This is a genomic window from Amycolatopsis sp. NPDC088138, assembly GCF_044741685.1.
Taxonomy (GTDB): Bacteria; Actinomycetota; Actinomycetes; order Mycobacteriales; family Pseudonocardiaceae; genus Amycolatopsis.
Genome location: NZ_JBIUTB010000005.1, coordinates 161,052 through 182,595, shown reverse-complemented (window position 1 = coordinate 182,595; position 21,544 = coordinate 161,052). Strand labels below are relative to the sequence as shown.

Below are 21,544 nucleotides of genomic sequence, written 5' to 3'. Positions count from 1 at the left end.
GCAGGTCCGCGACGAACGGGAGCAGCTCGGTCATGCGCCTCCGTCCAGGGTGCCGATCCTCTCCCCCACCCTACGAGCGTAGGCGGGCGCGGCCAGCACCAAGATCACCGCGAGCACGAGGACACCACCCGCGACCAGCGGGAACCACCGCGCCGGTCCTTCGGTGGGGTACGGCACGACGTTGACGTACACGGTGTACCCGAGCACGGCGAGCGCACCGACGGGGAACACGAGGTGCCACACCGGCACCCGCATCCGGCGCTTGACGAACAGCAGCAGGATCGCGCCGAGCGTCGTCAGCAGGTAGATCACGAGCAGGATCAGCGTGCCAATCGTTCAACAAAGCACCACCCGACTACACAAGAAAGTGCTGGTCAGAGCCCTGGTGCGTAACAGCCGGCCAGGCTCCGGCGAGCTAGTGCCCGTCCCGAACCGAGGAGAAGACCATGTCCCACCCCGTGCGCATGTCCGCCAGCGACGCCGCGCAGAGCCGCATCCTGAACGACGACGACCCGATGCTGCAGGCCGCGTTGGAGCAGCTGGCGGTGACCTACTCGATCAGGACGATCCTGCTCTGGACCCTGGTCATCGCGCCCATCGTCTTGACCATCATCGGCATCGTGCTGGCCATCGTGCTCCACACCCCGGTCGATGACCACGGCATCGCCAGCGTGCCTGATCGGCCGTGACTGGTCCGGCCCCGCCCGAGAAGGCCGGAGCCTGCAGGACCGGTGGGCTCGCCCCTAGGCTGCGTTCATGGCTGTCCACCTTCTCGTGACGACGACCACCCCGGACCGCGCCTCGGGCGCGAAGATCGCCGGATCGGCGGTAGCCGCGCGCTTGGCGGCTACCGCGCAGGTCACCGGCCCGGTGGCATCGTTCTTCTGGCACGTCGGCGAGCAGGGCGAAGGCGAAGAGTGGAACGTGACGTTCAAGACCACGGGCACCCGCTACGCCGAGTTGGAGGCGCACATCATCGCCGAGCACCCGTGGGACAAGCCGGAGGTGACCGCGGTCGAGCTGGTCCGTGGATCCGCCGACTACCTGCGATGGGTCGAGACCTCGACCGGCTCTGAGCCCTAGGCGCCTAGTCGGGTCAGGAGGTCCGCGACGACCGGCGTCGACCGGTACCGCGCCAGCCGCCGAGCAACCACGCCGATCCGGACCGCCGGGCGCACCGAGCTGACTCCGGCGGCCAGGTCCGCAGCGCGAGCAAGGGTCGCGGCGGCCTGCTCGACCTCCCGAGCCTCCAGGTAGGACGTGGCCAGCCAGGTCAGGTACAGCGCCTTGTCCCGGGCGTGGGTGTCGTCGAACCCGGACAGCACCCGTTCCAGCACAGGCACGGCGCGCAACGGCCGACGCAGTTCAGTCCAGCACCGACCAGCCATGATGTCGATCTCGGCTTCGTCGACCCAGAAGACCCAGTCCGGCTCCGGCCGGTCGTCCCGGGTCTGGAGGGCCTCGCGCGCCAGGTTCAGGGCCCTGTCGGCCTCCTGAGCCTCACCCGCTGTCGCGTGTGCCCAAGCCTTCCGTTCGAGCAGCAAGGCGTTCACCTTCGGCGTCGCCATCGGCCGAGCGACGTCGCACGAGTCGATGGCCAGCGCGGTCCCGCTCTGCGATGTTGCGGTCTGCTGGTAAGCGGCATACGCCAGGGCGTTGCCTGCCAAGTCGAGCGCACCGGCTTCTTCGGCGGCCTGCCGGCTATCGCTGTACAGCCGCTGAGCAAGCGCGTGCTGACCGTGGTCGAAGGCGGCCCAGCCCGCCTGCTGCTGTTGCTCGGCCAGCAGCGCTCGCAGCTGCTGTCCGATCTCGATCGCGTGGCTGGATTCGCGGAGCAGACGCTGGGTGAAATCGACCTCGGCGGTGTACACCGGATACGTCTCGGCACCGCCCATGATGTTATCGAGGCGACGGAGGCGAGCTGTCCGGCGGCGCAGCTCGTCTATGTCGGACTGTCCGATGCGGCGCGTGGTCGGCTGTTCGGTACGGGCCAGCGGGATCGCCAGGGCAGCCATTGCTCCGATGAACTCGCGCCGCTGCACTACCTCTCCCGTCTTCGCCCTACGCCGTTCCGCACGGGTTGCCGCGACCGCTCGCCGGATTGCCTGCGCATCGACGTCGAAGCTCGCGGCGAAGTGCGTCTGCCAAAACGGCGTTACCAACCGTCGCTCCGACTCCCACCGCGAGACCTCGTTCCGGGTGACCGCCCGCCCGGACAGCTCGGAAAGCACCTCGGCCTGATCGCCCTGAGAGCGGCCAGCTCGCTCGCGCAGGAGTCGCAGCAGTGCGCCAACTCCTTGCTGATCCACTCGTACTCCTCGCGATCGTGCTCTGCCAGGTGGCCATCATCGCCCCGGCCACCAGTTCTGGCCACCCCATGCAGATGGCCACCTCTCCGGGCTCCTCCTATCAGCCATTATCGCTCCTAGCGTCAACTGCGTGACGGCGCGCGAAGCTGATCAGCCCTTCCCCGACGGGGGTGACGAGAGCGACCTGGTTCCTCTTCAGGAACGGGCCGACGACGATCTCACCCACTCCGCGCCGTCACGCCCGAAGGGGTTCCGGTTCACGATCGACGGCGCGCCGTTCCGCCCGGCCTCGGAGATGTCCGCCCGCGAGTGGGAAGCAGCCGCGCGCGACGTCGCAATCAACTGGCCCAAGGTGAACCGGCGGTACGGCTCATGACCGTGCTCGACGAGCGGCCGAAGTCCTTCGCCCTGCCGCCGCTGAACCGGTGGGAGTGGCACCTCTTCGAAGCCGACGGGTGGGCCCACCTGTATCCCGTCGCGGAGCTAGCGAACCGGCGGTTGGAACTGCTGCGCCCGTGGTGCTTGCTCGGTGCCCCCTTCCCGTTGGAGCACGAGCGGTCGAGCATCGACCCTCAGCCCCTGTTGATCCTGCGGCGCAACTGCTCGCATGTCTGCCCGGCGTGCACGGCGCACGAGTGGGCCGCCGTCCCGCACCCCCGAGCCGGAACGCTCCTCGTGGGCAAGTTCGCCGGTGACCTGGTCGAGGTGGTGACTCACAATGGACGCTCGTGATCGTCAACTGCTGGCCGGTCTCGCCGCAACCAACCAGGAGATCGGCGCGGTAACCCTCCAGCTGCTCACCCTGCAGCCCAACGACGCCAAGTACGCGGCGGCCTTGCGTCACCTCGGCCGGGACCTGGTGCGGATCGGCGCCGAGATGGCCGCACGCGCGGGCGAACTCGACGGCCGGGTACTCGATCCCAGCGAACTCCTGTCGACGGTAGAGCAGCCCGACGGGTCGCCACCCCTTTGATTCCCTGCCGACGAGTCTGACCACCCTCCCTCTGAGGTCGGGCGCGTCGGCAGGGTTCCAGTCCGCCGTACAGGGCGAGCCCCTATCGGACCGACAGACCGAAAGGAAACGGGTATGAAGATCAGGCGTGCGCCGAGCTTGTGGCGGCATGAGACCGAAGACGAGCGGGACGACAGCATCGCCGAGGAACGGACCAAAGACCAGAGGCTCGACCCCGGCGACGACTGAGTGAAACGACGAAAGGCCCCATCCTCCGGCGCGGGAGGATGGGGCCTCTTTGTGCTGTCTAGCCGAAGCTCGGTTCGGCGATCTCGTCGATGTTGAACACCACGATCGCGGTGAGCCAGTGCTTCCCGTCCTTGTCCTGCCCTTCGGACATCGCCATGGACGCTACGGTCCACTCCGGGTTCCGCTCCAGCTCCAGACCGATCTTCAGCGCGATGTCGTCCGCGTTGTCTTCGAAGAATGCCTTCGCGTCCTGCTTCGCCACGTTGCCTCCACGGTAGGGTTCTACCCGAGTAGTCGCCTGCGATCCGGCCGCTGCTACAGCCGGGACATACCCCACCGCTCCAAGTCGAGCTTGAGTCCGCGCCCCGTCACGACGGTCACGCTCTAGCTCAGGTTCGGTTGACTGCTGAGCCTGCCGGAGGACCGCTTCGCGGTTCTCCGTGTTCTCCTGTGCCCTAGCTACGGCCAGGGCATGGAACCGAGCGAAGTCTTCCCTGCGCCGTTCGGCCTGCCAGTCAGTCATCGTCGCCTCCGGTCAAGTACTGCTCGACGTCGTCCAAGTCGAGGGCGGAGAAGCCGAAGTCGCCCACGACTGCCCAACCGTCCTGCGCGATGACCCACCCGCCGTACCCGATGGCGTCTGGGTCACGCAGGCGGGACTTCACCAGAGTGAGGCCCTGCCTCTTCGCCTTACGACGCAACCGGTTCTCGCGAACCTTGATGCTCGACGCGGTGTCCGGGGTGATGCTGGAAGTCATGCCCTGAGTATCCATATCGCCTATCCCTTGTCTGACTGCAAGGTTTTTGAACAGCAAAGAAGGCCCCCGTGCTCAACCCGGCGATCGAGTGCCAGGGAGCGCGGGGGCCTTGGTGACCCGCGTCAGGGCGGGTCGTCTTCGTGGTGCCGGGACCACAGCGGTCAGCGCTTGCGGGTCGGCTTGTCCTGCGTGTTGTCGTCGGGCTCGGCCTTGGCCGGCGTCTGCTCCGCCTTCGGCTCGTCCTCGGCCGTCGGGATGGCCACGTGCTCTTCGGCGAACGCGCCTTCCTTGTACGCCTGCACGATGCCCGCCTCAGCCGGTGGAGCCTGGTCCGGGTCGGTGAAGTCGCGGACGATCTGCGCCTCGGCAGGCAACTGAGGCGGCTTCGGGCCGTTCGCCCAACCGGCGTTGTCCGGGTGGGCCGGGTTGAACTGGGCGCTCGGGTGATACTCCTGCTCGCTCAAATGCGGGGCTTCCTTTCTCTTCGATGTCGCGGGTGCCAGCAAGGGCAGCCCGTCTGGTAACGCGGCCGTGGACCGAACCGACTCAGTGAGGAAGCCGATCAAAGGAACTCAGATGACCCACCTGTGGGAGTACGCTCACGTCACCCGGCTCGTCATCAAACAAGTGCCTACGAATGTGACGTTGTACGCAGAGATCGAGGCGCAGACGACCTGGTCAATCTCCTACATCATCCACGGTCCCGAAGGGACGACACTCACAGAGCCCACCGTCTATCAGGCCGTCGAGCCAAACTACGCTCAGACCTTCGTCGTGTTCATGAATTCCATGGGCCAAAAAGGGTGGCAGTACATGAAGGACGGCGGCGCAAACACCTTCCAATCCCACGATAATGAAGCAAAGGTCAAGGCTTTCAGCACCGAGGAGTACAGCTGGTTCACTCGGCCGGTCCAATCACCCGCCCCGGCGTGAGGTAGCCGGCCAGAGTGGAGGCCGAGCCGACGATGACCGCGGCAAGGGTCGGGTCAACCTCCCAGCCGAAGGCGTGCCCGATGGCGATCACCCCGGCGGAGGTCAGCGCGCCGAAGGCCGTAGCTACGATCTTCCGGATCGGACGCCAGCTCACGCGGCCCAACCCATGAAGTCGTGGTCCGCCGTGTACTCGACGACCACGTGCCGAACGTTCTCTGGAAGGCCGATCGGTCCTGGCCGGTCCGGATCAAGCTTCATCGGGCCGGTGACGCTGGTGGTCTGCGGTTTTACGTTGGTGTCGTGCACGGCCGTGATCCCGTTGATGGCCACCGCGTGCCCGTACGCCGAAGCGAGGAACAACCCGCGCTTGCCGTTGACCGGGACCACTTCGTAGGTCTTCATCGGCTTGCCGTTCGAGTCGAACGAGGCCTTCAAGTTGACCGACATGTCTTCCTCCTCGCTCGGCGTCGGTGCCGGAGTGATCTGCGTGAGCTTCGCCAGAACGGCTGCACAGCGTGCTTCGCTGGCGTTGATCTCGAAGTGCATCGGGTCCTTGCGGCCTGTGTAGTCCCCGCCCCACCGAATGCATCCCTCGGTCTGCGCGACGATCGTGTGGATCGTCGAGATCTGTCCCGTGGTGAAGTTCGAGGACGGGTTGGTGCCAAGCGGGTGCTTCGGGGCGTTGAGGTCCAAGGCCGTACCGCTGGCGTGGTTCGACAAACCGGTAGAACCTCGGATGTCGCGGTAGGCATAGCCCCAGCAACCCGGCCACACCAGAGGCTCGACCCGGGCGTGGAACTGGCGGCCCACCCAGGCGAGCAGGTCCCCGGTCACTCCGGCTCGGAGCGGAACCCTGCCGCCGGGCAGGTCGCGGCTGACCGGAGTGATGGGAGCGGAGAAACCATTCTGGCTCGTGGGCATCAGGTAGCACCCCTCAGATGATCGATCTCGGCCTGCTTCGCCTGGACGTCCTTGGTCAGCCGCTCGAACTCGCCACGGAGCTGCTGGACCTCTGCCTGCGCTTCACGGAGTTGTTGTGTCACGTCGTCGGCGCGCTTCTCGGCCCCACGCAACTTCGTTGAGAGGTCGTCTACTTGGGATTCAGCATCCCGAAGCCGTCGGGTCAGAGGCTCGATCATCGTGGCCGCCGCCTTCCCCAAGACGTCCATCGCGTTGGCTTCAGTGAGATCGGCTTCGGCGCCGATCTTCTTGGCCTGCCGACGGACGGTGATCAGGGAAATGAGCGTGCCGCCGCCGAGGAAGCTCAAGACGCCCACGATGACGGGAATCCAACTATCCACCTGCATCACCGTCCAAAGGGGCCAGTGAATCGATGACAGCTGTCTCCCGTGCCTCCCGACCGATCTGCCAAGCGCGAGCCAAGGACATCACAGCCACCGCGAGCATGTAGCCACCGAACTGGATCCCACGTGCGCCCGAGTTGACCAAGACGGCCCCGCCGTAGCCGATGACCCAACAGGCAAGGGAGACCAAGCCGATCCTCTCAATCAGGAGGCCGGTCACGCCCTTGGTCCACACGCCCCCGAAGGCCACACCTGCGGCCAAGGCCGTGCCGCCATACATGAGCCGGCCGAGGACGGGTCCAAGCTCGCGCGCCGTAGTGGTCGAGACGGACTCGAAGAAAACCATCGGGATCAGTGAAATGAACAGGAGGGCAAGTAGCACGCCTACTTGGAACGGGGAACGGCTGCGCCGCAAGGTAATCGTCATTAGGTCTCCCCTACGTGGCGCCGTTCGAGACGGCGGTTGCCCGGGAGATCCCGGTGGCGAACTGCGGCACCAACGCGACAGCGGAGCTGGCGCCGCCCTGCTTCATCCGGGCCAAGATGTCGATGTAGAGCCGCTGCCCGATGACAGTCGCGGGAAGCGTGAGCGCCCAGGGCGTCACGTACTCAGTCGCTGATCCAGCGCCGACCGTGGCCGAGGTGAACGTCGGCGACACCTGAGCGTAGCTACTGTCCTCGTTGGACAGACGCATGTACGACTCACTGATTGCCGACGGTGCGACGCCGCCGTAGCTGGTGTTCACCACCCACTTGCCCATGAAACTGGAGTTGAGAGCGGTAAATTGGCCCGTCCACAACTGCGTGAAGGCGGTGTTGCCGGTGAAGACGAGCCCAGGGATCGCCTGATACAAAGGAACTGGAGTCTCCGGGGCAGCCAGTCCGAACTTCGCGTCCGGGTCTGTCCGGAACAGCACGTGCCCCGCGCCGTCATAGATCGACACGATCGCCCCGGAGTTGTCAGCGTTTGGCAGAACCGTGAGATCCGGCACCCCAGCGTGCGCTATTGAGACCGGGTACTTCGACTGGCGGGTCAGCTCGTCGACCTGTCGCTGAAGATCACGAAACTGGTTGATCAGGAAGTCCGTCGACTTGGGGCGTTCAATCGGTTGATTCGCAACCACTCACGACCCCCTGACCGCTTGCAGCTGGTGCAGGACCTTGTCCCGCTCGGGCCCGTTCGAGATCCCGAGGATGCGGTAGGAGTACTTGCCGTTCTTCAACCAGTGGTGGTCCTTCACGCTGTAGTCGGCGAAGTGTCCCGGCAGGTACGAGCCAAGTCGCGGTTCCGCGTCAGCGAGCACGGTCGCCTGCCACTGCTCCGGCTGCGAGTTGAACAAGCCCACGTCAGCAGTCGCCCAGCTGTCCAACGTGGACTGCTCGGACGCCGAGGTATGACCGGAGTCGACCATGTCCAGCATCGGCCAGCCCGCCGAAACCAGCGTGGTGTCGGTCGAATAGCCGTACAACTGGCCGGCCTCGTTACCGGTGCCCTTCACGAACGCGGTGTTCGCCTGGTCCGAGCCGTCCCCCGCGATGGTGAGCTTCACGAGGTTCGACCTGTAGTCGAACAGCAGCGGCACGCCCGGTTGCACGAGGTACGGGTTTCCGATCAGCATCCGATGGCGGATGTACCGCAGCCCGTCGACGACGGTGAGGTACGGCTGGAACAGCACGTCCGGGCCGCCGTCGACCTGCGTCAGCTCCTGAAGCCGCTGGCCGGCCATCGCCATCTCGTAGCCGTGATACGTCCGGGTGTTCGTCCCGGTCGGGAACAGTATCGGGAAATCCAGCGGCAGCGCCGAACCGGGCCGATACAGCATCGACGTGGCGTGATAGGCGATGTTGATCGCGATGTTCGGCAAGCTGTCGGTGACCGTGAGATCCGCCGAGCTGTCGGTGATCCGCGCCGTGGCTGGATTCCAGGCGCGGGCGTGACACAGCCGGTGGTTCAGGTTCTCCCAGAACCCTTTGCCGGACACCGTGTGCACCGGGCTGTCGTCATCCGGTGCATAGGGCAGGATCGGCCCGGCCTGGCACACCGTGTCACTCGGTACGCCGCGTCCGCGCACGATCGCGACGGAGAACCGCCACGGCGCGCACCACTCCCGGACCTTCGCCGCTTGTGCCGACCCGTGCAGCGGAACGGTGATCTTCCAGCCGCCCACGTCGTTGATCCGCGCCGACCACTCCGGCTCCTTCGTCAGGTCCAGGTCGAACAGCACGCGGCCGGTGACGGTGTCGTAGGCCAGCGCGGTGTAAGCACGCTCCACGGTGGCCATCAGGCCGCCGCCTGTTGCTTCCAGATCTTCGCCATCGCGTTGCGCAGCGCATTGTTGATCGTCGTGGCTGAGCCGTTGTCGTAGAAATAGAAGCAAAACTGCTGCCCGGCCGCGAGATACGCCGTACCGCTCAATGCGTAGTCCGTGCCGTTGGTGAAGCCCAGGAACGGCACGATGTGTGTGGCGTCGGCATATGTCGTGGCACCTACGCAGATGCCGCCATTGACCCCCGCCGTTGAGCGCAGCTGGCCGAAGAACGAATAGGGCCCTGCTGTCTGGCACGTCCAAGTGTCGGTGCCGTTGAACGTCAGCCCGTTGGGCGGGACGACGTTCGTCGCGAACTGCAGCTTGTTCGCGCCGGTGGACAGCGCGGGCGTCGTCCGGGCGTCCTTCCACTCACCACCGATGTCAACGCCGTAGCGCAGCTTCTGCCACGTGCCGTCGCTCTTCAGGACCTCGAACAAGTCCGTGCTCGGGTTGTACCGCGTGTCCCCGACCTTGCCTGCGGTATCGCTGTCGCCCTCCATCAGCGCGCGGGTGGCGCCGATGACGCCGACCGAGCGACGCAGCCGCGTCAGGGTGATCACGCCGCCGGTGGAGACCTGGGCCCGCGCGAGCGGGATGCCGACGCCGCCGCCAGTGGTCGGGAAGCTGGTGTAGACGCCCAGGCTGTTGACGGTGATCGGGTCGGCCGGGACCGCGCCGGGTGAGCCGGTGATGATCTCGATGCGGCACGGGTTGCCGTCCGGAGATGTGTCGCCCTGCGTCGAGTCGTACCAGCGCATCACAACGATGTCGTTGCGCGGGTTCGTGGCCGGCGCCGGGTCGCATGTCACCGAAGCCGCAGCAGTCAGCCAGCCTTCGTAGGGGCCCTGTCCGGCACGATGGGCCGCCGCAGCGCCGGGTGCGACGCTCATCGTCAGCCCCGAGGTGACCGTCACGAGCAGGTCGGAGAAGCGGAGGTTCGCCACGTCCCACGTGGTCGGTACTACACCGGAGCGGGTTCCGTTCATCGGTGTGGCGTCGTTATTCTGGTAGACGGCCTGGAGCAGGGCACGACCCTGGCGCGCGTTGTTGACGCGCGAGCCGCTCGGCATCGCGGTCCAGAAGCCGGTCGCGACTGCGTTGGTGGGCATCGGGCCCCCTCTCAGTTGTAGGCGTACTGCCAGGTGGCGGTGACGGTTCCTGCACCGGTGCCGGAGAACTGGACGGTCACCTGGCCGCCGGACGGGATCTCGATCCACTGGGCGGAGGCAAGAAACCCGAAACGGTCGACGCCGTTGAGCGCGACCGAGCGTGTGAACGGGCTGGTGTCAATCACCAGCGTCTGTCCGGTTTCGACGGTCCCGGTGTAGGCGATCAGGTCGCCGGTGGCCGGGTTGGTGAACGTCGGGTTGGTCAGCGGCCCGGTGACGGTGAAGACAGGCCACGTCGTTGCGGTGCCGGGGTTGCTGAGCGACAGCACGCCGCTGTTCCCGCTGCTGCCCCAGTCCAGCCCGCCGTTCGCCCAGTCCAGGCCGCCGCTGCCCCAGTCGAGACCGTCAGTGGCAGCGCCGATGACGGTGAGCGGACCGGCCGTTTGCACCGCGGTGTCCAGCCAACGCGGATCGGCGGCGTAGAGCGACAGTTGCCAGTCGAAGCCTTGCGCATCAGCCCAGGGCTCGATCTTCACCGCGGTCGCGTCCAGCTCGACCTTCAGTTGCCGCGCGGATAGACCGTCGGATTTCACCAGCGTGGCTTGGCCACCGTCGGAAAAGACGCTAAGCAACCGGTCACGTGCGGCAGCCGCACCGGTGAAGTCCGGCGCTTGGCACCAACCTTGCAAGGTGTCTGAGCGGGCCGTCAGGTACGAGCGCGCGCGATACGCACCCATCCCGAACGGCCGCTCAGTGGCGTGCGTCTTCCGAGCAGATCCGCTGTGCAGGGTCTGCGAGGTGACCACCCAACGGCAGCTGAAGTCATCGTCCACATTGGCCGACCAACTGCCGATCGTGTACGTCGGCATGATCACCAGAGAAGGCATGTCAGCCTCCCCTCATCGCCCAGCCAAGTTCGCTCGACGTCGCTGCGGCAACGGTGTACGGATCGGAGCTGGCCATGTTCACGGTGACGTTGTTGACGACTCCGCCGCCGCCGGCCATCGCCGGTACTCGGCCCATCCGCGCATTCGTCTCGTCGAGCAGTCGCTGCGACCGCGACGAACGGGGATCGATCGGGATATACGCTTCAGGGAAACGCTGGTTGTCACCGACGACTCGCCATGTGTCCGGAGGGACCACCGTCGCAAGTGGAGACATCGGCGTCAGCGTCCGGCCGAGGTCGTTGAACGCGATGCCGCCCTTCGCGAAGGCAGACACGATGGCACCCTCGGCAAGCCCGAAGGTCGACGCTCCTCGACCTGTTGTAGAAGCGGGGATGTAGACACCCTGGATGTACGCAGTCCTCGTGCGTGCTGCGTTGTTCAGAGATGCTTCAGCAGCGCTGACGTCAGCCCGTGCGTGCGTCTCCGCCCATGTGCCGTCCGCGTTTTGCTTCCACACCCGCACCTGGCCGTTGGCCGGGTTGATGTCGGCGTAGGTGTGCGTCGTCGCGCCGGTGGCGTCGGTCGTGGCCTTCCACTGGCGCACCATCCCGTTCGCCGGGTCGGTGCTCGTGTAGGTCGTCGTCCTGCCGTCCGTCGCCGTGGTCACGCGCTGCCAGTTGGTCACCGCGCCGTCGGCGGGGCTGGTGTTGGCGAAGACCGTTGCCGTGGCGTTGCGGGTACCGATGTGGGTCAGCAGATCCTCGGCGGCCTTTCGGCCCGGCTCGGTATTGGCGAAGACCGCGAACTTTCCGTTCGGCAGCTTCACCACCGTGTCGCCGAGCTGGCCGAGCTGCGCAATAGCCTGATCGGTCAGAGCGTCGACCTTCACGCCCTTCTCCGGGGGCACGGATTTCAGCTGGTTGACGATGTTCGTCAACTGCTGCTGAGTCTCGGTGTCGCCTTCGAGGCCGAGCTGCGTCACGACCTTGTCCGGCAACATCCCGTAGTGGTCGAGGACCTTGCCGATCTGCGTGTCGTTGAGCCCGAGCTGCCGAAGCTGCTTCTCGAACTCGCCCCGCATCGCCGCCAGCTTGGGCGTGATCTCCGCCGCCGGGGTACCCGCGTCCTTGAGCGACTGGGCGTAGCTGGCGAAGTCGGTCACGCCCTTCTGGACGGTGTCCTGGAGCTTCGACCCGGACTCGGTCACGGTGTTGATCGAGCCCGAGACGTCCACCAGGTCCTTCGCGTGGGCCTTGATGTCCAGGCTCTTGAAGGCGTCCCCGATGCCACGCAGGTCGTCGTTCCACGCCTGCAGAGCCTCTTCGACGCTGGGGGTCTGCCCAGCGAGCCGCAGCATCACCTCGATGATCGCCTGGCCCTTGGCCGCCACGTCGCCACCAGCGGTGTTCAAGGCGCCGAAGGCGGTCTCCAGGTCGGCCGTCGCGGCCTTCGCCGCGTACATCGCTGGGGTCATCCCCCGAGCGGTGATGGACTCCACCTTGCGGAGCCCGGCTTCCAGGTCTGCAGCACGCTGCGCGCCCTCAGCGGACGCACCGGACTGTTCGTTGATCGCCCTGACGTTCTGTAGGGTGGTGACCAGCTCGGCCTTCTGCGCGTCGTTCAGGTCCAGCGAAGCCATGCGCGTGGCGGTCATCTTGTCCACCACGTCTTGGGCGGACCCGCCCTGCTTGATGAAGGCGTCGGCCTGCCGCATCACCATGTCGGTGACGTCGCCACCATGCTGGTTCGCCTGGATCAGGCTGGTCAGGTAGCCGTGGAAGTGGTCGTTGACCGTCTTCAGTGCGTCCGCCTGGCCGAGGCCAGCCGCCGAGACCGTGCCCATCGACACACCGAGGCGATCGTTCGACAGGAAGGCGTTCTTGTCCGACAGCGCCTTGAGCGCGGTCTGGCGGACGTTCTCCCCGATGACGCCGTTGTCCCTGCGGTACGCCTCAGTCATGTCGTTGACTGCCTGCGTGTGCTGCGCGGCTCGTGCAGCTGCTTCGGCCTGCTTCTGCCCAAGTACGCCGAGGATCAGCCCGAAGACGCCCACGGCTGCGGTGACCGGGGTGACCCCGGCGACCAGGCTGCCGAGGCCCGTCAGGAACTTGCCGCGCACCCCGTCGGCCGCCTTGATGTCCTGGCCGATGCCCTTGAACCCTGCGCCGACGTCGATGCCGAAACGGCTCGCGATCATCCCGGCCGCCGTCAGCGACCCGGCGAACTGGCCGATCTCCGGCGGCAACATCGAGACCAGCGAGAGGAGCAAGCGCAGCATCGTGACCGTGCCGGTGCCCGTGCTGGTGAAGCCGGACAAGAACCCGATCGCCGCCGAGCCTTCCGCCGTCATGTCGTTCAGGCCGCCTGTGACCTGGTCGACGATCACGTGAAGGGAAGACAGCGGTCCGGCGCTGCCGTTCGCCAGGTTCGCGAAGAGCGTCCCCAGCCGTGCTTCCAGCAGGCCTACGGTGCCGCCCAGGATGGTCAGACCACGGCCGGCTCCCTCGCTGCCAGCCGACAGGTTCGTGAAGAACAAGCCGAGCCCGGTCCCCGCCTGTGAGGCGAGGCTGTGCAGGCCCTTCAGCGCAGGCTCGGAAGCCTTCACCGCGGTGACCACACCCGGCATCGCGTTCTCGGCGAAGTCGGTTGCGGCCCCCGTCAGCTCCCGCACTGCCGGGGCCGAAGCAGCGACTCCGGCGCGGATCTGCGGAGCGAGCCGGTCCCACGCTTGTCCGGCCGAGTCCACTGCCGTGACGGTCTCGTCCTCCAGTACGGAGGACAGACCACGCAGGTCCGAGCTGGCGTGGTTGGACAGTTCCTGGACCTTGGTCTGCACCCGATCCGAGGAGAGCGCCGCATACACACCGAGGGCAGCGAAGCCCCCCGCCACGAGAGCCAGAGACACCGTTGCTCCGGCGGCGCCCACAGCAGCTGCAGCCGGGAGGCCGACCGACAGGCCGGTGAACTTCAGGGCGTCGAACTGCGCGTTCGCCCGCTTCGCCGAGCGTCCCAGCTCGTCCTCTGCGGACTTGCCCGCCTTGCGCGCAGAGTCCCGGGTGGACTTCTCGTCGACCTCCGGCCTGATAACCGGCTTGGTCTCGCGCTCGATCTTCTCCTTGAGGAGTTTGGTGTTCTTCGGGTCCTTCAAGGCGGTGTCGAGCTTGACGGGCTTCTCGCCCTCGATCTTCGCCCGGATCTTCTTCTCGTCGCCGGAGGTCTCGTCCTTCAAGTGGACTTCGACGTAGGCGCCGGCCAGCTTGAAGTCCCCGCCAGGTGCGGTCACCGAGATCTCCTCTCGGTCAACCGAACTGGAAGACGCTCGCCTGGTTCACGCCCTGCGGCCCGTACTCACGGGTCTGATTCAGGGCCTTGAGCTCTTCGGTGGTGTGCGTCCGTACCGGAGCGGACTGCGCCTGCCGTGATGTGGACGCGGGTGTCTCTTCGGCGACGCGGAGCATCGTGTGGCGTACGGCACCGTCGTAGCGAACGAGCCGGACCATGCGCGGCAGGAACACAGCCGCAGGAAGCTGGTCCAACTCGTCGATCCGATGAAAGACCGACATGTCGCTCAGCACGTCGTCGAGGTGCTCGAAGAACCACCCCACGAACGAGAGCCGTTCGTGCCAGGCGTCGGTCACGCTTTTGGGCCGATCGCTCCGCTCGGCAAGATTCGCTCAACCAACGCGTTGAGTACGGTCTCCCACGCCGTCGGCGTCACGGTCTCGCAGTCACCCAGCGCATCCCACGCCTCAGAGGTGAGCAGCTTCTCCACCGCGAACGACAAGGCCGCGGCCTCACCCTGTTCGGTGGCGAGCTTGTACGCCTTCACCGACCATGACGGCGGGACCCGCTTCGGGATTGTGTATGTGACGCCGCCGATGGTGAACAACGGTTCCCGGTCGGAGATCAACTCATCAACTTCCGCTCGCGCGGCTGCATCGTCGAGCACCAGGCCCAGCTCGACAGGCTTCGCCGTTGCACGCTTGCGTGGTGCGGTCTTGCGGGTGGTTGGCTTTCGTGGCGCGGATGCAGCCATGGCGCGGTCCTCCTGACAGGACAAAGGAATGGGCAACCCCGTGCCCGCGGTGGTCAGGCACGCACGGGCAACGGAGCTGCGTTTGGGGAGCTAGCTGGTCTGATCGATAACCCGGATCGGGCTGATCGCCTCGGTGATGAAGAAGGCCTGAAACTCAGCGGCGAGAACCTGCTGATCGGTCTTCGCCCAGTTGAGTGCGGTGTTGCCCGAAGGCAGGCACTTCCGCAGGATCAACCGGCGCTTGAGCGAGGCAGAGCCATCGGTCTTGTCCGGCCCGAGGCCGTCAACCATCAACGTCCGGTACGGCGCGCGGTTCGCGGTCTGACCCGCATTCAGGTCGGACACCGCGTAGTTCGCGCCGGTAGCGCCGGGCGCCATGTTCCAGGCGTACGACAGGTTGACCCTGGTCATCTCGGCGAAGTTCGCGGTGACCTTGATGTCCCGGTCGGTGAGGCGAGCACCGAGCTTGTCCACTAGCTGGTCGCCCTGCAGGGGTGTCCAGGTGGGCGAGATCGTCACGTTCGCGCCGCCGAGCGTGATTCCCGTGTCATACCAGGCGGATGCCGCCGGAGTCAGGTTCACGTCGGTCAACGACGGCTCGTAGCTCAGCGTCGGATCGAATGCGTTCTTGTAGATGTACAGCCGGGCCGGGCCCATGACGAGGTTGCCGGGCTCCAGGCCATTGGTGTCGGCCATGAGGACTCCATGAAAAGGGGGACCGAACGTCCCGAAGGCTTGGGATCGGTTCCCCTCACGGGGTGCTCTTGGCGACTGGCACCCAATGCAGCGCCAGATTCATCGCGTACACGGCGAAGTCGCCGAAGTCGCCGTACGCACGCCTCGGCTTGCCGAGGACGTAAGCCGTCTTCACGACGGCGTTCTCGCTTGCCGCATCGAGCGGTACGAACCACGGCTCAAGCCGGTAGGTTGCCGCCTGGATTGCGAGTGCGAGGTTTCGAGCTTGGTTCCACGGGGGCTCGTCGGTACCCGGAGACGTCGCCCACGTTCGGACGTCCATCACCGGGGACTCGAAGCGGAATTCCGGGACGGTGTCCCCGCCGGCCACTGCGACGGTGACGAAGCCCGAGCCAGACCACGTCGAGACGTCACGGGGCAGCCGCTCGCCGACCATCCCGGTCGTGAAGCCGCTGATCTGCGCGATCCACGCGCGGGTCACCAGCTCGTCCGAGGCAAACAGGAACGGGGGCATCAGGCACCCCGCCTGCGGTAGAGCGCCGGACGAAGGTAGGGCTGAGGCGGGACCACGTCACCCGTGAAGATGGTCTCCCCGTCTGGACCGGCGTAGCCGACCCGGTGGCCCTCTTCGACGTACAGGGCGTAGTTCAGGTCCGCCCCGATCCGCGCGGTGTCGCCGTTGATCTCGCTGGACAGCGACTCGCGCAGGTGACCGGTGTCGACCGGCACCAGACGCTTCGCATCTTCGAGGACGTCGCCGACGAGCTGACCGAACAGCTCACGGACATCGGCGGCGATCTGCTGACGCCAGTCGGGTGCCTCGTGGTACTCGGCCACGGTTCACCCCCCGTCGTCGCCAAGCCGCTTGAGTTCGAGGCGGGTGTCTGGGGAACGACCGGGCATTCGTGGACGGGTGACGTTCTGGACCAGGTACAACACGCCGTTGAGGTCGTCTCTGATCCGGTCGCCCGTGCGGATGTCGGTCGTGGACGGAACAGTGCCGACGACGGTCCGGACCACCCGGGGCGTCTGCGTCGCCGGGTCCCACACGTGGGAGCCCTTCTCGTCCACTGCCAGGAGCACGCCCGTATACAGAGCGGTCACGTTGTTCGGCACCGGGTCGCCGTAGTCCGACGGAGTCGTGCCGCGGTAGATCGAAGCTCGGCACGTCGCGAGGACCCACATGATCAGCCCCCGATCGGGTGCCAGGTGCCCGGCTCCAACTGGTCGTCATCCCCGTAGATCTCTCGGCGAAGGCCGGCCAGCTCGTTCGGCGCTCGGACGTGCACGGACTGCGACCCGAACCACGACACCCGACGCAACGCCTGCGCTGCGTGGGGAGCCAAGGTCAGCCACGTGTCCGTGCCTTGTGTCGACTGGCTCCCGCCGGTCGACGTGATGTCCTGGCGCTCAAACTGATCGGGCTGCGCGGCCTGCCACGCTGCCTGATACGCCACGGCCAGCCTCAACCAGTACTGATCCTTGCTGCCTATCCGATCGGCGTCCGCCGGGATCAGGCCCGTATATGTGTCGATCACCGCCTGCGCCCGAAGCACCTCTGCGTCGTCCACGTCGGACTTCGCGTAGGTCAGGACGTCGGCAGCAGTTGCCCAGGTGTCCGGCATGACGTCCCCCTTCCGGGAGCGGGACCACGCAGTAGGCCCGTGTGGTCCCGCCAACCGAACGTCAGCCGATCACCAGCATCGAGAACGCACCTGGTGCACCGACCGCGAAGCCTTTGCGGGCGCGGAAGTACAGCACGTTCTCGTCGGTGTCGACGCCGACGCCGTTCTTGGCGTCTTGGAAGTTGACCGACAGCGGGTCACGGTCGCCGACCTGCAGAAGCTGCCGGTTGCCGATCACGACGAACGGCTTGCCGGTCGGGCTCGCCGAGCCAGCCGCGCTGGTCTTCGCGCCCATCGAGAACTGCATGTCGTAGCCGAACAGCTTCGACGGAGTCGGAGCCTGGCCACCACCAGCAACGCCCGCAGTGGACTCCTGGAAGATCGGGTCACCGTTGCTGTTCTTGATGCCGCGCAACGCAGCCTTGAAAGACGGGTGCGCGATGACGATGGCTTCGGACTCGTCGAAGTAGTCGCTCTGCTCGTGCTGGCCCAGCAGCGTCGACAGGTTGTCGTACGTGGCAGCAGTCGCGCCGGTCGTCAGGTTGGTGTTGCCGGTGTATCCGGTGACCGTGTCGTTCTGAGTGAGGACGTAGTACAGCGAGTCGAACAGCCAGCCGCTCGTGCCCTTCGCGGCGGTGATGCCGAGGCACACGTTGTCGAACAGCTTCGCGTACGAGGTCGCAGCGTCCACGCTCTTGGTGTCCACAATGGACGCCAGCGAGTCAGCCATGTCCTCCTCGGCCACGGTGACCTTGCCACCGATCTTGTCCGCCGCAAGCAGGATCGAGTCGTTCGCGGTGCTGTCCGCCGGGGCACTGGTGGACTTGGCCCACCGACCAAGGACCACGCCACCGGAGCGGGGGGTGTACTTGGTCGCCGAGCCCATCGGCACGTGATTGCCGAAGCGCTCAACAGCAGAAGTCTGCTGAACTTTTTGGACCACATCGGGGTTGGTCTCGATCGGAATCCAGCCCGCCCCGGTGAAAGAGACAGCCGCCATGACAGCTCTCCGTTTCTGTTGGGATTAGAGGGAAAGGACCGCGAGCCGTCACGGACGCGATCGGTTTTGCCCTCACGGGCTGCTCTGGTACAGATGGGCAGACTGGCGTTAGCTGCCGTAACGGGCAGCGATGATCTCGCCCGCAGTCTTTTCAGCGCTGGAGGTCTGCTTGCCGCCAGGCGTGAGCTTTCCGGGACGGGGCTTGCCGTCGTCCTCGGACTTGAAGAACTCGGGGTACTCGGCGCGAACGCGCTTCACCTCGGCGTCGAGACCGGTGATCTCGCCCTTGTCGTCGATGTCCAACTTGGACATGTCGAGCAGGCCGGCCAGAGCGGTGACGCGCTCGGTCTTCGCCTCGGCTTCCAGGAGAGCAGCACGGGCGCCCGCTCGAACCGCAGTGGGCTTATATCGAGCGGCAGCGGTCTCCTCGGCTTCGCGGCTTGCCTTCTCCGCATCGCTCTCGTTCTTCTGCTTGAGTTCCTTCAGCTCGACCCGGCGCTTCGCGGACTCGGCGTTCACGCGAGACAGCTCGGCCTCGCGCGCCTCCCACTCCTGTTTGGTGGGCGGCTTCCACTCCTGTGTGGCGGTGTCCTTGTCGGACTCTCCACCGCTTTCAGGGGCGTTCTGGGTCTCGTTCTCGTCCGCCATCCCGGCGTCTCCTCTGATTCGTCGGCCCGTCTCGGGCACTACTTGCGACCGGTCGGAACCGACCGGGTGGCGAACGTCCCGTTCAGAAGGGCGCGTTCGGCCCGCTTCCTCACCGAGGCGGGCACGCGCCAGCCGGATGGAGAGCGGGAGTTCTTTCCGGTGCCGATCCGATTCAGCAACCGGTCTGCTGCCTGAACCCGGACTCGCTCGGACTCCGTCGGCAGGGCGTAGCCGTTGAGGACCGAGCGCTCAGCCTCACGCCGGAGAGCGGCGGGAAGGTCGAAGACGGCGGACTCGGAGGCAGCGGCAGCAGCACGACGAGCGGCGTCTGCCGCCACGGTGTCGCCCTTGGCTTCCGCGTCCCGGAGCGCCTCGGCCCAGTCGTGGGTGACTGCACGGGCTGCGTCTTCGTCGTGACCGAGCCACGGCGACACCCGGCATCGGCAGTAGGGATGCCGTGGTGGTCTCTCCAGCTCGATGTCGACCAGCTCGCCGGACTCGTCATAGTCCCTCGGCTGGTAGGCCTTGGACCCGAAGGTCAGCCGCCAGTCGAAGGCGTCTCCGGGTTCGACGACGTGGCCGGACAGGGCCAGGCACATCACGCAGGCGTCGCGCTCGGCGATCCAGACCAAACGGCCCTTCACGTGCTCCGCTGCAGCGGCAAGGCCTTCGTTCAGCTCATCGTTGGTGACCGTCCGCGCGGTGCGCTCGACGATGTTTCCGACCTGGTCGGCAACGGCGAGCTGACGGTTGATGGTCTTGAAGCTCCCGCGCTTCAGGTTCTCCACCCGGTCGGCCGCCTCGGCGAGCTTGGCGTTCGCCCGGTCGACGGCATCGGCAATGTGCTTGCGGGTCTCCTCGCGGATGTCGTCCCCGAGTTGCCGTTGCGGGGCTCCGGCCTCGATCAGGCCTTGCGAGACGCCGAGCACCCGAGCCCGCTGGGCGAAGTCGAGCAGTACCGGGGCCGGGTCGATGCCGACGACTCGGATACGGGCTGCCAGCTCGGCCGTGAAGACGTCGAAGTCCTCGCCGGACCGCAGGCCCGCAGGCTTGCCGAAGCGCTTGGACCAGGTCACGTGCGCCCACGAGAGCGCCGACTTCAAGGCGTCCCGCACGGGGCCGGCCGCGGCGATCGCTGCCGCGTCCTCCAAGGACAGGGCTTCGCCATCGTGCTCGACGATGACGACGGGGATCGCGCTAGCCGGTGCCGTCATCGTTCGAGCCCGTCACGTCGCCGAGCAGCTTCGTGATCACCTGCTGCACGGTGGCTTGGTCCATCAGTCCAGCAGCAACGGCGGATGCGAAGTTGCCCATGGCGTCGCCGAGCTGAGCCAGGAGGTCAACCCGCTGCGGCAAGCCGCCGTCGGTGTCCATCCAGCCCTCGACGTCCTCGGCCTTGTAACCCAGCTCCTTCAAGGACTGGTTGACCGGGACGCCGATGTCCTGCTTCTGCTTTGCCTGGTCGAGCTTCGTCGTCTCGTCCGTCGACTCGATCGGTGCCCAGCTGACCGTCACCGAGGCGTCATCGTGCCCGAGGATCGTCAGGACGAAGCGGTAGAAGTCGTGCCACGTCGGGTCGAAGGCGTTCTTGCGGGTCTCCGCTTTCGCGTCCAACGGGTCGTTGGCGGTCTTCAGGCTCTCCCCGCTGGGGATCTGCCCGGTCCGGTCGAACAGGTGCAGCGGCGTCGAGCTGGCCACTGAGCCTTCACGGAGGTACGCCGCGCGTGGGTCCAGGAAGACCTTCGGGTCTCCGGGCTCCAGCTGCTTGACGTCGCGGTAGCCGTCCAGGTCCCAGAACGAGCCGGGCTCGCTGGACAACTTCGAACGTCGGTCCTCCAAGCCTGTGGACTTTGTCGAACCCCCGTCCGGGCTGACCTCGAAGTCGTCCAAGTCCAGGTCATCCACGGGTGATGGCCCGGGTGTCCCGGCGTCACGCAGACCGAGCCGCTGCGGGAGCGTGTTGAAGTCCACCCCCGCCATGTGCGAGGCCTCCAACTTGATGAGCTTGTTCTGAGTGCCGTAGAAGGTGGCGTGCTCGGGCGTGCCGTACTCGCCGACCAGGCCTGTGCCCTGGAAGTGGAAGACCGGAAACCCGTACGGGTTGGCTTCCACCGCACCCCGGCCGTCGTCCTCGTAGAGCTTGAAGTCACCGGCCTTGCTCGACCGCGCGCCCTGCGAGACGTAGTGCTCGATGCGGTCGGCGTAGAGCAAGTCGACCCGGGTGCGCTTGCCCGCCGGGGTCTTGACGGCCCACTTCTGGATCGACACCCGGGGCTTCTCCGGCTCGTCTTCGTCGTAGAGCACCCGCATCTCACAGGGCCCGTAGACCGATACGCGGACCTTGCCGGGAATCAGGTTGCCGCTGTCGTCGAGCGCCGGCCAGGCAGACAGGTAGCTGTCCCCCAGCTGCAGCGCCCGACGCATGACAGCTGGCCGGACCTGGGCCATGCGGTTGTCCGCGTCCACCTCGGCGATCAGCGCAGTGCGCGCGTCGTCGTTCGGGACGACCACCGCGGTGATCTTCAGCTTGTTCGCCACGGCATCGATGACCACGTTGCCGAGGAGCGTCTGGAAACTGACGCCCATGTCCTGCAGGAGGCGACGCACCCGACGAGAGGTGAAGACCTCCTCCACCGGGCCGTCGGAGTAGGCCTTCGCCCTGCAGTACTTGTCTTCCGCGTCGGCCATCGACTTCAGGGCGTCGTCGAGATCAGTCACGACTCACCCCC

Annotated in this window: 31 protein-coding genes; 6 read left to right on the top strand and 25 right to left on the bottom strand. The window is 66.3% G+C overall.

Annotated elements, in window-relative coordinates; translation table 11 throughout:
* Positions 1–30 precede the first annotated feature (30 nt).
* Complete coding sequence (locus tag ACIOD2_RS27370) at positions 31–312, bottom strand: hypothetical protein (protein WP_400543808.1); 282 nt, start codon at positions 310–312, stop codon at positions 31–33.
* Between the two features lie 134 nt (positions 313–446).
* Here ACIOD2_RS27370 and ACIOD2_RS27365 point away from each other — a divergent pair, with 134 nt between their 5' ends.
* Positions 447–689 carry a hypothetical protein gene (locus ACIOD2_RS27365; protein ID WP_400543806.1) on the top strand — a complete coding sequence of 81 codons (243 nt, stop codon included), beginning with the start codon at positions 447–449 and terminating at the stop codon, positions 687–689.
* Between the two features lie 67 nt (positions 690–756).
* Positions 757–1,083: a divalent-cation tolerance protein CutA gene (gene cutA / locus ACIOD2_RS27360; protein WP_400543804.1), complete on the top strand. Its 327-nt coding sequence runs from the start codon at positions 757–759 to the stop codon at positions 1,081–1,083.
* Here cutA and ACIOD2_RS27355 read toward each other — a convergent pair.
* Entirely contained in the window at positions 1,080–2,309 is a 1,230-nt protein-coding gene (locus tag ACIOD2_RS27355; protein WP_400543802.1) for a hypothetical protein, read from the bottom strand. The genes cutA and ACIOD2_RS27355 overlap by 4 nt on opposite strands.
* A 130-nt stretch (positions 2,310–2,439) precedes the next feature.
* On the opposite strand from ACIOD2_RS27355, the gene ACIOD2_RS27350 reads away from it, so the two are divergent.
* From ACIOD2_RS27350 to ACIOD2_RS27340, 3 genes are read left to right on the top strand one after another with little or no spacing between them, the layout of a single operon-like run.
* Entirely contained in the window at positions 2,440–2,685 is a 246-nt protein-coding gene (locus ACIOD2_RS27350; protein WP_400543800.1) for a hypothetical protein, read from the top strand.
* Positions 2,682–3,041, top strand: coding sequence for a hypothetical protein (locus tag ACIOD2_RS27345; protein WP_400543798.1), 360 nt, complete (start codon positions 2,682–2,684; stop codon positions 3,039–3,041). Before ACIOD2_RS27350 ends, ACIOD2_RS27345 begins: the two co-directional genes overlap by 4 nt.
* Entirely contained in the window at positions 3,028–3,282 is a 255-nt protein-coding gene (locus ACIOD2_RS27340) for a hypothetical protein (RefSeq protein WP_400543796.1), read from the top strand. Before ACIOD2_RS27345 ends, ACIOD2_RS27340 begins: the two co-directional genes overlap by 14 nt.
* A gap of 286 nt (positions 3,283–3,568) precedes the next feature.
* Here the strand turns inward: ACIOD2_RS27340 and ACIOD2_RS27335 are convergent, their stop codons facing one another.
* From ACIOD2_RS27335 to ACIOD2_RS27325, 3 genes are all read right to left on the bottom strand, one after another.
* Positions 3,569–3,772: a hypothetical protein gene (locus ACIOD2_RS27335; RefSeq protein ID WP_400543793.1), complete on the bottom strand. Its 204-nt coding sequence runs from the start codon at positions 3,770–3,772 to the stop codon at positions 3,569–3,571.
* A gap of 253 nt (positions 3,773–4,025) precedes the next feature.
* Positions 4,026–4,268 (bottom strand): hypothetical protein, encoded by a 243-nt coding sequence (locus ACIOD2_RS27330; protein ID WP_400543791.1) that lies wholly within the window; start codon positions 4,266–4,268, stop codon positions 4,026–4,028.
* A gap of 161 nt (positions 4,269–4,429) precedes the next feature.
* On the bottom strand, positions 4,430–4,732 hold the full coding sequence (locus tag ACIOD2_RS27325; protein WP_400543788.1) for a hypothetical protein: 303 nt from the start codon (positions 4,730–4,732) through the stop codon (positions 4,430–4,432).
* Positions 4,733–4,844: 112 nt separating this feature from the next.
* Between ACIOD2_RS27325 and ACIOD2_RS27320 the strand changes: the two genes are divergently transcribed.
* Complete coding sequence (locus tag ACIOD2_RS27320; protein ID WP_400543785.1) at positions 4,845–5,201, top strand: hypothetical protein; 357 nt, start codon at positions 4,845–4,847, stop codon at positions 5,199–5,201.
* Here the strand turns inward: ACIOD2_RS27320 and ACIOD2_RS27315 are convergent.
* The 20 genes from ACIOD2_RS27315 to ACIOD2_RS27220 all read right to left on the bottom strand — a co-directional run bounded on the left by ACIOD2_RS27315 (position 5,167) and on the right by ACIOD2_RS27220 (position 21,533).
* On the bottom strand, positions 5,167–5,355 hold the full coding sequence (locus ACIOD2_RS27315; protein WP_400543782.1) for a hypothetical protein: 189 nt from the start codon (positions 5,353–5,355) through the stop codon (positions 5,167–5,169). The genes ACIOD2_RS27320 and ACIOD2_RS27315 overlap by 35 nt on opposite strands.
* Complete coding sequence (locus tag ACIOD2_RS27310; RefSeq protein ID WP_400543779.1) at positions 5,352–6,122, bottom strand: M15 family metallopeptidase; 771 nt, start codon at positions 6,120–6,122, stop codon at positions 5,352–5,354. The genes ACIOD2_RS27315 and ACIOD2_RS27310 overlap by 4 nt, the downstream gene beginning before the upstream one ends.
* Complete coding sequence (locus ACIOD2_RS27305; RefSeq protein WP_400543776.1) at positions 6,122–6,469, bottom strand: hypothetical protein; 348 nt, start codon at positions 6,467–6,469, stop codon at positions 6,122–6,124. Before ACIOD2_RS27305 ends, ACIOD2_RS27310 begins: the two co-directional genes overlap by 1 nt.
* A 25-nt stretch (positions 6,470–6,494) precedes the next feature.
* Positions 6,495–6,932: a hypothetical protein gene (locus ACIOD2_RS27300; RefSeq protein ID WP_400543773.1), complete on the bottom strand. Its 438-nt coding sequence runs from the start codon at positions 6,930–6,932 to the stop codon at positions 6,495–6,497.
* Between the two features lie 10 nt (positions 6,933–6,942).
* Positions 6,943–7,629: a hypothetical protein gene (locus ACIOD2_RS27295; RefSeq protein ID WP_400543770.1), complete on the bottom strand. Its 687-nt coding sequence runs from the start codon at positions 7,627–7,629 to the stop codon at positions 6,943–6,945.
* A complete protein-coding gene (locus ACIOD2_RS27290; protein WP_400543767.1) occupies positions 7,630–8,787 on the bottom strand; it encodes a hypothetical protein in 1,158 nt (385 codons plus the stop codon).
* Entirely contained in the window at positions 8,787–9,923 is a 1,137-nt protein-coding gene (locus tag ACIOD2_RS27285; protein WP_400543764.1) for a hypothetical protein, read from the bottom strand. The genes ACIOD2_RS27290 and ACIOD2_RS27285 overlap by 1 nt, the downstream gene beginning before the upstream one ends.
* An 11-nt stretch (positions 9,924–9,934) precedes the next feature.
* Positions 9,935–10,810: a phage distal tail protein gene (locus tag ACIOD2_RS27280; RefSeq protein ID WP_400543761.1), complete on the bottom strand. Its 876-nt coding sequence runs from the start codon at positions 10,808–10,810 to the stop codon at positions 9,935–9,937.
* Position 10,811: 1 nt separating this feature from the next.
* On the bottom strand, positions 10,812–14,093 hold the full coding sequence (locus ACIOD2_RS27275; RefSeq protein ID WP_400543758.1) for a hypothetical protein: 3,282 nt from the start codon (positions 14,091–14,093) through the stop codon (positions 10,812–10,814).
* 16 nt (positions 14,094–14,109) lie between these two features.
* On the bottom strand, positions 14,110–14,448 hold the full coding sequence (locus ACIOD2_RS27270; RefSeq protein WP_400543755.1) for a hypothetical protein: 339 nt from the start codon (positions 14,446–14,448) through the stop codon (positions 14,110–14,112).
* Positions 14,445–14,846, bottom strand: a complete 402-nt coding sequence (locus ACIOD2_RS27265) for a hypothetical protein (RefSeq protein ID WP_400543752.1) — start codon at positions 14,844–14,846, stop codon at positions 14,445–14,447. The genes ACIOD2_RS27270 and ACIOD2_RS27265 overlap by 4 nt, the downstream gene beginning before the upstream one ends.
* Before the next feature lie 90 nt (positions 14,847–14,936).
* A complete protein-coding gene (locus ACIOD2_RS27260; RefSeq protein ID WP_400543750.1) occupies positions 14,937–15,542 on the bottom strand; it encodes a hypothetical protein in 606 nt (201 codons plus the stop codon).
* 55 nt (positions 15,543–15,597) lie between these two features.
* A complete protein-coding gene (locus ACIOD2_RS27255) occupies positions 15,598–16,056 on the bottom strand; it encodes a hypothetical protein (protein ID WP_400543747.1) in 459 nt (152 codons plus the stop codon).
* Positions 16,056–16,379, bottom strand: coding sequence for an HK97 gp10 family phage protein (locus ACIOD2_RS27250; RefSeq protein ID WP_400543744.1), 324 nt, complete (start codon positions 16,377–16,379; stop codon positions 16,056–16,058). Before ACIOD2_RS27250 ends, ACIOD2_RS27255 begins: the two co-directional genes overlap by 1 nt.
* 3 nt (positions 16,380–16,382) lie before the next feature.
* Entirely contained in the window at positions 16,383–16,727 is a 345-nt protein-coding gene (locus tag ACIOD2_RS27245; RefSeq protein WP_400543741.1) for a hypothetical protein, read from the bottom strand.
* Positions 16,728–16,729: 2 nt separating this feature from the next.
* Entirely contained in the window at positions 16,730–17,167 is a 438-nt protein-coding gene (locus ACIOD2_RS27240; RefSeq protein ID WP_400543738.1) for a hypothetical protein, read from the bottom strand.
* A 61-nt stretch (positions 17,168–17,228) separates the two neighbouring features.
* Positions 17,229–18,167 carry a phage major capsid protein gene (locus tag ACIOD2_RS27235; RefSeq protein WP_400543735.1) on the bottom strand — a complete coding sequence of 313 codons (939 nt, stop codon included), beginning with the start codon at positions 18,165–18,167 and terminating at the stop codon, positions 17,229–17,231.
* A 108-nt stretch (positions 18,168–18,275) separates the two neighbouring features.
* Positions 18,276–18,815 (bottom strand): phage scaffolding protein, encoded by a 540-nt coding sequence (locus ACIOD2_RS27230; protein WP_400543732.1) that lies wholly within the window; start codon positions 18,813–18,815, stop codon positions 18,276–18,278.
* A 38-nt stretch (positions 18,816–18,853) separates the two neighbouring features.
* Positions 18,854–20,029 (bottom strand): hypothetical protein, encoded by a 1,176-nt coding sequence (locus ACIOD2_RS27225; protein ID WP_400543729.1) that lies wholly within the window; start codon positions 20,027–20,029, stop codon positions 18,854–18,856.
* Positions 20,013–21,533, bottom strand: a complete 1,521-nt coding sequence (locus tag ACIOD2_RS27220) for a hypothetical protein (RefSeq protein ID WP_400543726.1) — start codon at positions 21,531–21,533, stop codon at positions 20,013–20,015. Before ACIOD2_RS27220 ends, ACIOD2_RS27225 begins: the two co-directional genes overlap by 17 nt.
* Between the last annotated feature and the right edge of the window lie 11 nt (positions 21,534–21,544).

Excerpts from the sequence above, each read along its gene's own strand:
- ACIOD2_RS27365 (WP_400543806.1), top strand. The coding sequence starts at position 447 with ATGTCCCACCCCGTGCGCATGTCCGCCAGCGACGCCGCGCAGAGCCGC.
- cutA (WP_400543804.1), top strand. The coding sequence starts at position 757 with ATGGCTGTCCACCTTCTCGTGACGACGACCACCCCGGACCGCGCCTCG.
- ACIOD2_RS27345 (WP_400543798.1), top strand. The coding sequence starts at position 2,682 with ATGACCGTGCTCGACGAGCGGCCGAAGTCCTTCGCCCTGCCGCCGCTG.
- ACIOD2_RS27340 (WP_400543796.1), top strand. The coding sequence starts at position 3,028 with ATGGACGCTCGTGATCGTCAACTGCTGGCCGGTCTCGCCGCAACCAAC.
- ACIOD2_RS27330 (WP_400543791.1), bottom strand. The coding sequence starts at position 4,268 with ATGACTTCCAGCATCACCCCGGACACCGCGTCGAGCATCAAGGTTCGC.
- ACIOD2_RS27320 (WP_400543785.1), top strand. The coding sequence starts at position 4,845 with ATGACCCACCTGTGGGAGTACGCTCACGTCACCCGGCTCGTCATCAAA.
- ACIOD2_RS27310 (WP_400543779.1), bottom strand. The coding sequence starts at position 6,122 with ATGCCCACGAGCCAGAATGGTTTCTCCGCTCCCATCACTCCGGTCAGC.
- ACIOD2_RS27300 (WP_400543773.1), bottom strand. The coding sequence starts at position 6,932 with ATGACGATTACCTTGCGGCGCAGCCGTTCCCCGTTCCAAGTAGGCGTG.
- ACIOD2_RS27290 (WP_400543767.1), bottom strand. The coding sequence starts at position 8,787 with ATGGCCACCGTGGAGCGTGCTTACACCGCGCTGGCCTACGACACCGTC.
- ACIOD2_RS27285 (WP_400543764.1), bottom strand. The coding sequence starts at position 9,923 with ATGCCCACCAACGCAGTCGCGACCGGCTTCTGGACCGCGATGCCGAGC.
- ACIOD2_RS27280 (WP_400543761.1), bottom strand. The coding sequence starts at position 10,810 with ATGCCTTCTCTGGTGATCATGCCGACGTACACGATCGGCAGTTGGTCG.
- ACIOD2_RS27265 (WP_400543752.1), bottom strand. The coding sequence starts at position 14,846 with ATGGCTGCATCCGCGCCACGAAAGCCAACCACCCGCAAGACCGCACCA.
- ACIOD2_RS27260 (WP_400543750.1), bottom strand. The coding sequence starts at position 15,542 with ATGGCCGACACCAATGGCCTGGAGCCCGGCAACCTCGTCATGGGCCCG.
- ACIOD2_RS27255 (WP_400543747.1), bottom strand. The coding sequence starts at position 16,056 with ATGCCCCCGTTCCTGTTTGCCTCGGACGAGCTGGTGACCCGCGCGTGG.
- ACIOD2_RS27245 (WP_400543741.1), bottom strand. The coding sequence starts at position 16,727 with ATGTGGGTCCTCGCGACGTGCCGAGCTTCGATCTACCGCGGCACGACT.
- ACIOD2_RS27240 (WP_400543738.1), bottom strand. The coding sequence starts at position 17,167 with ATGCCGGACACCTGGGCAACTGCTGCCGACGTCCTGACCTACGCGAAG.
- ACIOD2_RS27235 (WP_400543735.1), bottom strand. The coding sequence starts at position 18,167 with ATGGCGGCTGTCTCTTTCACCGGGGCGGGCTGGATTCCGATCGAGACC.
- ACIOD2_RS27230 (WP_400543732.1), bottom strand. The coding sequence starts at position 18,815 with ATGGCGGACGAGAACGAGACCCAGAACGCCCCTGAAAGCGGTGGAGAG.
- ACIOD2_RS27225 (WP_400543729.1), bottom strand. The coding sequence starts at position 20,029 with ATGACGGCACCGGCTAGCGCGATCCCCGTCGTCATCGTCGAGCACGAT.